Origin of the sequence: Pseudomonas lutea, assembly GCF_000759445.1 — a bacterium.
In the GTDB taxonomy this organism is placed as follows: domain Bacteria; phylum Pseudomonadota; class Gammaproteobacteria; order Pseudomonadales; family Pseudomonadaceae; genus Aquipseudomonas; species Aquipseudomonas lutea.
The window spans coordinates 1,426,266-1,438,275 of sequence record NZ_JRMB01000001.1; the positions used below are offsets into that span (position 1 = coordinate 1,426,266).

8 protein-coding genes are annotated in these 12,010 nt (G+C 62.2%); 5 read left to right on the top strand and 3 right to left on the bottom strand.

Going from position 1 to position 12,010, the window contains the following annotated elements; genetic code table 11:
- Positions 1-250: 250 nt before the first annotated feature.
- Positions 251-688: a RidA family protein gene (locus tag LT42_RS05860; protein WP_037010697.1), complete on the bottom strand. Its 438-nt coding sequence runs from the start codon at positions 686-688 to the stop codon at positions 251-253.
- 78 nt (positions 689-766) lie between these two features.
- Entirely contained in the window at positions 767-1,951 is a 1,185-nt protein-coding gene (locus LT42_RS05865; protein WP_037010699.1) for a DUF2252 domain-containing protein, read from the bottom strand.
- A 240-nt stretch (positions 1,952-2,191) separates the two neighbouring features.
- Between LT42_RS05865 and pip the strand changes: the two genes are divergently transcribed.
- Positions 2,192-3,184 carry a prolyl aminopeptidase gene (pip, locus tag LT42_RS05870; RefSeq protein WP_037010701.1) on the top strand — a complete coding sequence of 331 codons (993 nt, stop codon included), beginning with the start codon at positions 2,192-2,194 and terminating at the stop codon, positions 3,182-3,184.
- A gap of 51 nt (positions 3,185-3,235) precedes the next feature.
- Here pip and LT42_RS05875 read toward each other — a convergent pair whose 3' ends face one another.
- Complete coding sequence (locus LT42_RS05875; protein ID WP_052075257.1) at positions 3,236-6,067, bottom strand: sensor domain-containing phosphodiesterase; 2,832 nt, start codon at positions 6,065-6,067, stop codon at positions 3,236-3,238.
- Between the two features lie 372 nt (positions 6,068-6,439).
- Here LT42_RS05875 and LT42_RS05880 point away from each other — a divergent pair, with 372 nt between their 5' ends.
- The 4 genes from LT42_RS05880 to LT42_RS05895 all read left to right on the top strand — a co-directional run bounded on the left by LT42_RS05880 (position 6,440) and on the right by LT42_RS05895 (position 11,795).
- The gene (locus LT42_RS05880; protein WP_037010703.1) at positions 6,440-7,504 is read left to right on the top strand and encodes an NAD(P)-dependent alcohol dehydrogenase; all 1,065 of its coding nucleotides are present in this window, start codon (positions 6,440-6,442) and stop codon (positions 7,502-7,504) included.
- Positions 7,505-7,894: 390 nt separating this feature from the next.
- Entirely contained in the window at positions 7,895-8,566 is a 672-nt protein-coding gene (locus LT42_RS05885; protein WP_037010705.1) for a (2Fe-2S)-binding protein, read from the top strand.
- The gene (locus LT42_RS05890; protein WP_037010707.1) at positions 8,566-9,549 is read left to right on the top strand and encodes an FAD binding domain-containing protein; all 984 of its coding nucleotides are present in this window, start codon (positions 8,566-8,568) and stop codon (positions 9,547-9,549) included. Before LT42_RS05885 ends, LT42_RS05890 begins: the two co-directional genes overlap by 1 nt.
- Positions 9,550-9,563: 14 nt before the next feature.
- Positions 9,564-11,795 (top strand): xanthine dehydrogenase family protein molybdopterin-binding subunit, encoded by a 2,232-nt coding sequence (locus LT42_RS05895; protein ID WP_037010709.1) that lies wholly within the window; start codon positions 9,564-9,566, stop codon positions 11,793-11,795.
- The last annotated feature ends 215 nt before the right edge of the window (positions 11,796-12,010 follow it).

The window sequence follows — 12,010 nt, forward strand, 5'->3', positions numbered from 1 at the left end:
GAACGCAGATCAACTGTAGGAGCGCGCTTGCCCGCGAAATCGGTGGCGAATCCGCCGCATCTCTGTCGTCCGTCCCGAAGTCTGCGGTGAATCCGCCACATCTCTGTCGCCCGTACCCTTGCGTGAATCCGCCACATCCCTGTCGCCCGTACCCTTGCGGTGAATCCGCCGCATCTCTGTCGCCCGTACCCCGTCTGCGGTGCATCGCCGAAGTCCCGTCACGCCTGCCGACGTCTTCGCGGGCAAGCTCCTACGCTCCGTCTTGCCCGTCCCTTGGCGGTGCAATCGCTGCCACAGCTTCGATTTCAATCATCATGCCGTCCAGCGCCAGCCGGGGCACCGGGATCAGGGTGCAGACCGGCTTGTTGCAGCCTGCCCATGCCCGGTCCGCTTGCTCCACCCAGATTCGCAGCCGCTGCTCGGAGTGGTCGGCAATCAGTAGCGTTAATTTGAAGACGTCGCGAAGATCGGCACCTTTCGACTGCAGGGCTGTTCGTACATTGGCAATCGCTTGCGCTGCCTGCTCGGCGAACACGCTAGACAACTCACCGCGAGGATCTTCCCCACCCTGCCCCGCGACGAACAACCATCGGGCGCCTGGCTGCACATCCGCGAGTTGGGAATAGGCGTTTGGAGTGGGATCGTACAAGCCAGCGGGGTTAAGCAAGTCAAAAGTTGAAGAAGTCATGAGCCGTTCCTGAACGTGTGGACGTCCAGTCTCGAACCTCCACCTAGATGGAGGTCAAGGGACACGCTCGGCAGTGCATCAATTTTCCAGCGCATACCGCCGGCAATGCTCCAGATAGCCCTGCTCATGACTGCCCACCAGACTCACGACGTTGCTCCACAGCCACGACGGCGCGTCCAGCGTCTGCGAGCGATTGAGCTGCAATTCACGCATCCATGACGAGCGTGTGGCGAGGTCCATCTGGCGGGCATGGGCCAGACCCACGACCCGGGCCAGGTAACCGGCCGCTTTCATGGCTTCGCGCTCACTCAGCTGATCGAGCTCAAGCTTCATGTCCTGGGGCAGCAGCTCGCGCACGAAGAAACCATGATCCAGCATGCGCGTGGCGATCATGCGGTTGCCCAACCCCGGCGACAGGTGCCTGGCGCCTTCGACCACACGTTTGCCATTGTCCCGGGGCATTCCTGCACGCGGCGTGCGCGGGGCAGCGGCGGCGACGGCCTCCTTGATGTCGAGCAGGCAATACTCCTGATCTTCGTCGTCACCCACGCTCAACAGCACCGCGTAACGCAGCAGGCCCAGCGAACTGCAACCCTTCACCCAGTACGCGCAATCGAGCATCTCGACGCGATCGTCTTTCGACCGGCCTTTGAGCGACGTCACCAGCGCATGAATCTCCGGCGTCAGGCACAGCGTCTTCAAGGCGTCACGCTCGGCGCGGGACAGCGACCAGAAATGCTTGCCCAGCGGGATGGTCGGGCGGGTGTCTTCGATGCGCTCCTGAGCCAGGTGCTTCCAGGTCCGTTGCACCGCGCTGCGCATGCCGGCCTTGACCTGCGCCGGACGCGCGGGTTCCTCATCCTCACCACTCTCGAACGCCAGCTCATACCCCTGCATCATTTCTTCGAGCATTCGGGCGGTGGCGACGCCAGGCAGATCGGAGCCCCGGGCAGCGGTGGCCAATGACAGCGCCAGCCGCACCAGGTCATGGGCGGGATTGCCGATCACCGTCTGGTCAAGGTCGCGGATGTGAATATCGATGCGCCCTCTGGAGTCGCCAGTGGGGCCGAGGTTGCCCGCGTGACAGTCGCCGCAGATCCACACCGGCGGACCGCTGGGCAAACGCCGGCCCGACTGGCTGTGCAGCCATTCATAGAATTGCACCGTACTGCCGCGCACGTAGGCGTGGGCAGAACGGGCCATTTTCAGGTTGCGGAGCTCGTTGAGCGGTTTAATGCGAGCGGAGGGTCGAGGCGTCTTCATGAACGATTCTTTACAGAGAGGTAATGCGTTGACTCGCTGCAAAGAGAAATGTTGCGGAATGTTTCTAAAAGCTCTCGATTGACCGCTGTGTGGCGCGTGCAGGGGGCTGTTGCCTGCCGATGTAAGCATCAATGGAGTACGACATCGCAAGCCCTGGCCACTCGGCGGGACCTTCACTTCGAAGGCGGAAACCTGCGTCCCCCTCTCAGTCCCAGTTGAGTGTGTCGAGAGGAGAGAATCATGGACGCATCATTTACCATCACTTATTCAGCGTTCCCTTCCATCGCCGAACCGCGCACCAGCGGACGGCTCAAGGTCGATGGCCTTCACGAGCTTTATTGGGAGGAATGCGGCAACCCGGACGGGATCCCGGCCGTGTACTTTCACGGCGGCCCCGGAGAAGGTGCAGACCCTTCGAAACGCTGCTTCTGGGACCCGGACGCCTATCGCATTGTGCTCTTCGATCAGCGCGGCGCGCTGCGCTCGACGCCCCTTGCCGAACTCAAGGACAACACCACCCAGCATCTCATCAACGATATTGAAACGTTGCGCAAGATGCTCGGTCTCGAGCAATGGCTGGTACTCGGCGGGTCCTGGGGTACAACACTCGCTCTGGCGTACGGTGAAGCGCACCCGCAAGCGTGCCTGGGGTTCATTCTTCGCGGGATCATGCTGGGCACGCCGGACGAGATCGACTGGTTTCTCTATGGCATGCGGCGCTTTCTGCCACAGGTCCACAAGGATTTCGCCGAATGGCTACCAGAGGCCGAGCGCGGTGATTTGCTCAAGGGCTACCTGAAGCGCCTGACCAGCGATGACCCGGAGTGCCGACTGGATGCGGCGCGGCGCTGGACGAAATACTCCGGCAGCTGCGCGCTGCTTGAGCACAACCCCGAGTCGGTGGAGAGCCAGGCCGCGGATGAGGCGCTGGCGCTGGGCATGGGACGTCTGGACGCGTGGTATTTCAGCCACGGATTTTTTCTTGAACCTGACCAGCTGGTCCGCGACATTGAGCGTATCAGCCACCTGCCCTGTCTGCTGATCCAGGGCGAGCACGACATGATCGCCACGCCCAACTCCGCCTATCGCTTACACGAGGTGTGGCCCGGCTCGATCTTGCGCCAGGTCCCGAAGGCGGGCCACGCGCCGACCGAGCCGGGGAACATGAGCGCGCTCATCCAGGCAACCGAGCACTTCAAGCGTCATCGGCGGTTTTTGGAGGATCTGCCGTGATTTTTTCCAGCGCCACGCACTGTCGGGCAAGAACGATGAGCCAGGTTTTTTCTACAACAGCGTGCTGAGGTCCAGCCTGTCCTGGGGAACCGGCATCGAAAAGTAGTAGCCCTGGGCCTGACCTGCGCCCATCTCGCGCAGCAGCTGCAAGGTCGCGGCATCTTCCACGCCCTCGGCCACTACGGTCAGGCCGAGGGACTCGGCCATGCGCACGATCGCGCGGACGATGGCCCGGCTGCGCGAACTGGTGGTGAGTTCCAGGGTGAACGACTTGTCGATTTTCAATCCGCTGAAATGGTACTGATGCACGTAGCTGAGTGAAGAAAAACCCGCGCCGAAATCATCCAGCACCACCGATACGCCGTTGTCGGCCAGGTGCTTCATGGCTTGGCGTGCCAGTTCCGGCTCGGCCACCAGCGCGCCTTCGGTGAGCTCCAGACAAATGCGCGACGGCGCCACGCCATGCTCGCTGAGCAGGCCGAGCACCTCGCTGGAGAACTCGGGCCGGGTGATGCTGTAACTGGAGCAGTTGACGTGAACGGTCGGCCAGTGCGCGTGATCCGGGTGGGCGAGTATCGCCACCACCTGCTGCAGCATGTAGAAGTCCAGGCGGCCGATCAGCCGGAGCCCTTCCAGTGCCGGGAGAAACTGGCCCGGCGCGATGATCCGGCCGTCCGCCTGCCGCCAGCGAATCAGCGCCTCCAGCGCCAGAATGCGTCCGCTGGCCACATCGATGATCGGCTGGAAGTACGGCAGCAGCTCGTCGGTGCGCTTGAGTGCATTGCGCAGGGCCGTCTCCTGGTCCATCTGGTCGGAGACTTCACGGCGCACTTCCTGGTTGAACACTGCGTAGCTGTCGCGCCCGGCGTGTTTGACCCGGTACATGGCGGTGTCGGCGTCACGCAGCAGGTCAGCCGGCTCGCTGTGAAACTGCAGATCGGCGCCGACCACGCCGATGCTGCAAGAGGAAAACACGGCATGGCCGTCGATGTAGAACGGCACATCGAAGGCCAGCAGGATGCGTTCGGCAATCGCCACGGTGACGTCGGGCGGCGCGGCGTAGGCCAGCACTGCGAACTCATCACCGCCCAGTCTGGCCAACAGATCGCTGTCGCGCATGCACTGGCGCAGACGGTCGGCGGCCTGGATCAGCAATTGGTCTCCCGAGTGATGGCCGAGGCTGTCGTTGACCATCTTGAAACGGTCGAGGTCGATGAACATCACCGCCAGGTCTGAACCTTGTGCGCAGAAGTCCTGCCAGGCTTCCTTGAGCCGTTGCTGCAGATGGCTGCGGTTGGGCAGCCCGGTCAGCGCATCGTGGGCGTTTTCGTGCTGCAACTTGGCGTTGGCGTAGTCCAGCTCCCGGGTGCGGTCCTGCACGCGCGCTTCCAGCCGCAGGTTGGCGGTGTGAATGGCTTCGGCGGCGCTGCGCCTTGACAATGCGGTGTCGATATGGCGCGACACAAAGGTCAGCAATTCCTGATCGCGCAGCGAATAACTGACGTGGGACGTATAGCTCTGCACCGCCAGCACGCCGCGCACCACCTCGCCGTCGAACAACGGGATGCCCAGCCAGGAGCTTGAACGATTGACCTCATTCTGCAAGGTGATTTCGCCGATGCTCTCCAGCCAGCGGGCCTCGTCGCTGTCGATCAGGCAAGGCCGACGCTGGCGGATCACGTACTCGGTAAAGCCACGCTCGCCACGGCGCGGGTCAGGTCGACGGGTCAGCCGCTCGTCCACGTAATAGGGGAAGGTCACCTCGCCGGTGGCGTCGTCGAACAGCGCGATGTAAAAGTTGAGCGCGAACAGCAGCTCGCCGACGATGCCGTGCAGGCTTTTGAACAAATCGGCCATGTCGCCGGGCTGACTGGACAGCTCGGTGATCTGAAACAGCGCACTTTGCAGGTGCTCGGCGCGCTCGCGATCGGCGACTTCGTTGCGCAGGGCGTCGTTGAGGCGGGACAGTTCAAGGGTGCGGCGGGCAACGGTCTCTTCCAGTTGCGCGCGATGAAGAATGCGGTCCAACGCCATCGCGACATGGCGAGCCACCACCAGAAACAGCTCCTGGTCTTCAACGCTGTACACCCGGGCGACGTCGTAGACCTGCATCGCCAGCATGCCAAAGACGTCGTCGGAGGCGTTTTTCAGCGGGGCGCCCATCCAGAATTCCGGGCGATGCCCCACACAGTGAAAACGGTCCAGGCTCTGCGCCCGCTCGATGGCTGCACCGTCGACGAACAGCGGCTGCTCGGTGGTCAGCACATAGCCGGTCATGGACAACCTATGGGGATCGAGAAACTCGTAGGTCTCGGCTTCCAGCGCGTCGACGTCGGTGATGTCGATGTAATACGGATAAGTAATCTTGCCGCTGTGGCTTTCGTACAGCGCCAGGTAGAAGTTTTCGGCGTCGATCAGGGTCGAGAGCTGCCGGTGAACACCCTGCAAAAATGCCGAGCGGTCGCGGGTCGAACTGGCCAGGTAGGTGATTTCATACAGCACGCGCTGAGTGGCCTGCGCCCGCGCCAGGGCATCGGTCTGCAGGCGCAGGCCAAGACGGCTGGCCAGCTCGGCGAAAAATTCGTTATCCGAATCCGCCTCGGGCGTCAGTAACCAGCCCAGCGCCGACTCGCCATGACCGGTGACCCAACGCTGCAACTGGTGCCTGCGGCAGTAACCGTCGAAATCCTCACGCGGAATCAGGGCGGGCCATGGGGTGGTCGGGGTGCCCTGCCCCAGCAGGTGCATTTGCTGACCGGCGCGGTAAGCGCCCCAGCTGAGTCCGGGCGCCGTCTGGCGCGCCGCCCGAAGCAGCCCGTCAAGCGAACTTTCGCCTGTTGGAATTCCGCCCTCCACCACGCGCGCGATGCCGGGCGCAGGCATGCGCTCGTCGGCCATCAGCGTGCACCCGGCGGGGGTCAAAAGTGGGGAATTCATAGGCGCTCCATTGCCAGCGTCGGACTGCGCTATCTTCAAGGGGTGTGACTAAAGGTTGCAAGCGCCATATTCGCATTTGCTATCCATTCGCGACGAAAAAAAAGGCTTTCCACGACATTTGGTGAAAATCCGCCGAGCGGCTCCGCAGCTAGATGCCAAAATGCCACTTTCACCCGTTGTCAACCCCTGTCGTCGATCGACAGATGCACAGACGCCCCCTTTGACTGTGTTTCATCGTTTGCCATTGACCTTTGAACGCGCTCGCCTGTCACTCAATGCGGTTACCCGAATTTTTGCCCCACTGGAGACGATCACCCCATGATCAAGACTTACAGCTACGCCGCGCAAAAAGCTACGGACAAACTGGCACCCTTTCAGATTGAGCGCCGTGACCCTGGCGCCGATGACGTGCAGATCGACATTCTGTTCTGCGGCGTCTGCCACTCGGACCTTCACACCGCGCGCAACGAATGGAACAACACGCTTTACCCGTCAGTGCCTGGCCACGAAATCGTCGGCAAGGTGACGGCAGTCGGCGCCAATGTCACCCACTTCAAGGTCGGCGACCTCGCCGGCGTGGGTTGCATGGTCGACAGCTGCCAGCACTGCGCCTCCTGCGCAGAAGGCGAAGAGCAATATTGCGAGAACGGCTTCACCGGCACTTACAACGGCCCGGTCTTTGGTGGCGAAAACACCTTCGGTGGCTACTCCGACAAGATCGTGGTGAATGAGAAATTCGTCCTGAAGATTTCCCACACCGACAATCTGGCGGCCGTCGCCCCCTTGTTGTGCGCCGGGATCACCACCTATTCGCCGCTGCACCACTGGAAAGTCGGTCCCGGCAAAAAGGTCGGCGTCGTCGGCCTGGGCGGGCTGGGTCACATGGCAGTCAAAATCGCTCACGCGATGGGCGCGCACGTAGTGCTGTTTACCACCTCGCCGAACAAGCGTGAAGACGGCCTGCGTCTGGGTGCGGATGAAGTCATCGTCTCGAAAAACGCCGATGAGATGGCCACGCAGACCAACCAGCTCGACTTCATCCTTAATACCGTTGCCGCGCCTCACAACCTTGACGCGTTTCTGAACCTGCTCAAGCGCGACGGCACCATGACTCTGGTCGGTGCGCCGGATCAACCGCACCCCTCGCCCACCGTGTTCAACCTGATTTTCAAGCGTCGCAGCCTAGCGGGCTCGCTGATTGGCGGCATCCAGGAAACCCAGGAAATGCTCGACTTCTGCGCTAAGCACGGCATCGTTTCAGACATCGAGATGATCCACATGAAGGACATCAACGAAGCCTACGAGCGCATGCTCAAAGGTGACGTGAAGTACCGTTTCGTCATCGACATGGCGACTTTGAAAGAGCAAGCGTCCGCCGCCTGACGCGCCAGGCAACCGGGTCGGTTTGGCTGGCCCGGTTCAGCCGTAACATTCGGTGTTTTTTTCGCTTCATAAATATCCGCAACCATCCCCCGGCGCTTCGGTCACAACTGTGTGCCAAGGCCAGCACCGCCTGCTTTTACTGATCCCTCAAAGCGCCAGCCCTCGCTGCTGACATAAGCGCCACGGATTGATGAAAACGACTCACAAGTGCATGCACTGATTCGGCTGAATGCCGAGCCTGCACATTGGTTATTGTTGATGGCCGCAGTCACGTAAAACACTGTGTTTACCCCCAGCCGTACCGCCTGCCGCTCCACCTGCCGTCCCTGCCCGTGCGTCCGCCCACCGTCGGCCGCCAGGTCTGACCCACTGCTGACGAGGAACCCGTTCATGACCGATCAGCCTGATCGCCCCGATAAAGAACAAGCGTCTTGTGACCTCAAGGCGTTCACCGTGCCCTCACGCCGCAATTTTCTGAAATCCATCGGCGTCTCCAGCCTCGCGGCCGCAACCGCGCCGATCTGGACCCAGGCGCTGGAGGCCCAGGCCGCTGTCGCCGATGACCTCGACCCGCCGAGGGCCGACGAAAGGCGCATGACCCTGAAGGTCAACGGCCAGGCGCACACCTTGAACCTCCCAGCCAATGCAGCGCTGCTCGACGTGCTACGCGACCGATTGCAGCTCACCGGCACCAAGAAAGGCTGCGACCATGGCCAGTGCGGCGCCTGCACCGTGCACGTCAATGGGGTAGCGATCAACTCGTGTCTCTCGCTTGCCGCGATGCACGAAGGCGACGACATCACCACCATCGAAGGCCTGGCGCGCAACGGCAAACTGCACCCGGTGCAAGAAGCGTTCTGGGAGCACGATGCTTACCAGTGCGGCTATTGCACCTCCGGGCAGATCATGAGCGCGGCGGCGCTGCTGCAGGACAAAAACATCGGCACCGACGATCACAGCGTGCGCGAAGCCATGAGCGGAAATATCTGCCGTTGCGGCGCTTACAAGAACATCCTCGCGGCGATCCAGTCGGCGCGGATCAAAGTGCAGGAGGTGAGCTGATGAGAGCCTTTGATTACGTGCGCGCCAACAGCGTCGAACAAGCTGTGGCGACCCACGCGAAAAGCCAGACCGCGTTCTTTCTGGCGGGCGGCACTACGCTGCTGGATCTGGTCAAGCTCGACATCATGCCGGCCGATCAGGTCATCGACGTCAACCACCTCTCGCTCAAGCAGATCGAGGTGCAAAAGGACGGCAGCGTGCGCATCGGTGCACTGGTGAGCAATACCGAGCTGGCCCATCACCCGTACATCGTCGAGCACTACGCGGTGCTGTCCCAGGCGCTGCTGTCGGGTGCGACCACCCAGCTGCGCAACAAGGCGACGACGGCCGGCAATGTCATGCAGCGGGTGCGCTGCAATTACTTTCGCGACGGCTATTCGCCGTGCAACAAACGCGAGCCAGGATCGGGATGTGCTGCCATCGACGGGCACAATCGCAGCGTCCATGCAGTGCTGGGCACCAGCGATCAGTGCATCGCCACTCACCCTTCGGACATGTGCGTGGCCATGGTCGCGATTGGCGCGACGGTCGAGGTGCAAGGCCCCAAAGGCAATCGCAGCATTGATTTCGCCGATTTCCACTTGCTGCCCGGCGCAACACCCTGGAAAGAGCACGCACTGCTGGACGATGAGCTGATCACCCACGTGGTGCTGGACAAGCCATTGGCGGGGAGCCAATCGGCCTATCTGAAGCTGCGCGATCGTGCGTCTTACCAGTTCGCTCTGGCGTCCAGCGCGATCATCGTCGTCATGGAGGGCACTACCGTCCGCGATGCGCGAGTGGCGCTGGGCGGCGTCGGCACCAAACCCTGGCGTTCGGTGGAAGCCGAGCAGGCGCTCAAGGGCCAGCCACTGACGCCGCAGACCCTCGACAAGGTCGCCGCCATCGCGCTCAAGGGCGCCAAGGCCTATCGGCATAACGCTTACAAGATTGCCCTGGGGCAACAGGCGATCGTGCGCAACCTCAGCACCCTGACCGCCTGACGGAGAATTCACCCATGACTGACGCAATCATTGGCTCGGCACCGCGTCGCATCGACGGCCAACGTAAGGTCACCGGCACTGCGATGTACGCCTCCGACCATCACTTGAACAACATGGCATACGGCTACGGCGTGTTCAGCACCGTTGCCAGCGGCAAGATCACCGGCCTTGAGCTGGACGCTGCACGCCAGTCGCCGGGCGTGCTGGACATCCTGCACCACGGTAATTTCCCGGCGCTGTACCACAACTCGACGCTGCCGATGTCCTTCGCGCAGATCCTCAAAGCGGCGAAGTCCGACGAAAGCCGACTGCCGTTCGAGGATGACACGGTGCATTACGCCGGCCAGTTCGTTGCGCTGGTGGTGGCCGACACGTTTGAACACGCTCGGGCCGCGGCCTACAAGATCAAGGTCAGCTACAGCAAGGCCGACGCGGTGGCCAATCTCGAACAGGGCTTAAAGGCTGGCAAGCTGCAGGACGGTAGCCCGGGCCACGCGCGCGGTGACGCAGCCGCCGCCTTCGATACCGCGCCGCACAGCATCGATGCCACCTATTCGACGCCGGTCGAAACCCACAACCCGATGGAAATGCACGCCACCGTCGCGAGTTGGGAAGATGGCCGGCTGATCGTTTACGAAGCCACTCAAGGGGTGGTCGCGCACCGCAACTCGCTGGCGAAGATTTTCGGGATGATCCCGGAGAAGGTCGAGGTGCGGGCGCCGTTTATCGGTTCCGGCTTTGGCAGCAAATTATGGATCTGGCCGCATTCAGTCGCCGCCTGCGCCGCTGCCAAAGTGCTCAATCGCCCGGTGCAGCTGGTGGTCCCGCGTCAGCAGATGTTCACCACCACCGGACATCGTCCGGAAACCCGCCAGCGCATGCGCCTGGCCACCGATGACAAGGGCAAGCTGGTATCGGTGCGCCACGAATCCATTAACACCACGTCGTTCACCGACCCGTACAAGGAAAACTGCGGTACCTCGACCAAGAGCCTGTACAGCTGCGCCAACGTGCTGGTCAGCCACAAGATCATCGAGGTCAACCGCGGCACGCCGACCTCCATGCGCGCACCGGGGGCGGCCCCGGGGCTGTTCGCGCTGGAATCGGCAATGGACGAGATGGCCGACAAGGTGGGCATGGACCCGCTGGCGTTCCGCAAGCTGAACGTGTCCGAGCGCGACGAAAGCCAGAACCTGCCGTGGTCGAGCAATCACCTGCAGGAGTGCATTGATCAGGCCGCCGAGCGCTTTGGCTGGAGCAAGCGCAACCCGACGCCGGGCTCGATGAAAGACGGCACGGAAGTCATCGGTTATGGCATGGCGGCCTGCAACTGGGACGCTTACCGCACGCCGGCAGAAGCCCAGGTGTCGTTGCGCGCCGACGGCACGGCCTGGGCGATTTGCGGGGTGCAGGACATCGGTACCGGCACTTACACCATCGTTGCCCAGGTGGTCAGCAGCATTACCGGCATTGCGATGGACAAGATCGAGGTCGAGCTCGGCAATTCGTCCTTTCCGCCTGCGCCGGTCTCGGGCGGATCATGGGCGACGGCCAGCGTGCTGCCGGCGATCGCCGAGGCCACCCGTCAGGCAGTGGAGCAGTTGAAGGCCTTTGCGACCGCACCCAAGGGTGTCTTTGCCGGGATCAAGCCGGATCAAGTGAGCTTCGAGCAGGGTCAGCTGAAAAGCGGCGACAAGGTGTTCGCCATTGCCGACGTGCTCAAGGCACAGAAACAGGCCAACGCCTTCGGTGAGGCGAAGACCGGCATGAACGACACCAGCAAGCACTCGTTTCGCTCGTTTGGCGTGCATTTTGTCGAGGTGCGCTGGGACCCGGGCATCTCGCGGCTGCGCGTGGCTCGCGTCGTCAGCGCCATTGACGTCGGCAAGGTGATCAACCAGAAGACCGCGCTTAATCAGGTCGAAGGCGCGATTGTGATGGGTGTAGGGATGGCGCTGTTCGAGGCCACCGATTACGACGAACGCAACGGCATGCCGGTCAACAACAACTACGCCGAGTACGTGGTGCCGGTGCACGCCGACCAACCGGAGATTGACGTGATCCTGCTGGATTACCCTGATCTGGAACTCAACGAGTTCGGCGCACGCGGCATCGGCGAGATTGGCATTACCGGCCTTGCCGCAGCGGTGGCCAACGCCGTTTCCCACGCCACGGGCAAACGCATTCGCGACCTGCCCATCACGCTGGACAAACTGATGGAGTTGCCGCCGACGATGAAGGTTTGATCCCTTCGTTGTAATTGTTCCCACTGGAGCAGCGCATGTGGTCAGCGGGAGTCATCACCGGAAATCACAGCGCCCCCATCGTCCTCTTCCCGGCTAAAGCCGGTCCCACTAAGCACCGTATGCATTCAGTGGGACCGGCTTCAGCCGGGAAGCTGTTGACTCTGATCGTTCCCACGCTCTGCGTGGGAATGCCGGACTGGACGCTCCGCGTCTCA

Bases quoted from the DNA above. Each gene is read 5' to 3' on its own strand.
- pip (WP_037010701.1), top strand. From the start codon at position 2,192: ATGGACGCATCATTTACCATCACTTATTCAGCGTTCCCTTCCATCGCC.
- LT42_RS05860 (WP_037010697.1), bottom strand. From the start codon at position 688: ATGACTTCTTCAACTTTTGACTTGCTTAACCCCGCTGGCTTGTACGAT.
- LT42_RS05885 (WP_037010705.1), top strand. From the start codon at position 7,895: ATGACCGATCAGCCTGATCGCCCCGATAAAGAACAAGCGTCTTGTGAC.
- LT42_RS05875 (WP_052075257.1), bottom strand. From the start codon at position 6,067: ATGCCTGCGCCCGGCATCGCGCGCGTGGTGGAGGGCGGAATTCCAACA.
- LT42_RS05880 (WP_037010703.1), top strand. From the start codon at position 6,440: ATGATCAAGACTTACAGCTACGCCGCGCAAAAAGCTACGGACAAACTG.
- LT42_RS05895 (WP_037010709.1), top strand. From the start codon at position 9,564: ATGACTGACGCAATCATTGGCTCGGCACCGCGTCGCATCGACGGCCAA.
- LT42_RS05890 (WP_037010707.1), top strand. From the start codon at position 8,566: ATGAGAGCCTTTGATTACGTGCGCGCCAACAGCGTCGAACAAGCTGTG.
- LT42_RS05865 (WP_037010699.1), bottom strand. From the start codon at position 1,951: ATGAAGACGCCTCGACCCTCCGCTCGCATTAAACCGCTCAACGAGCTC.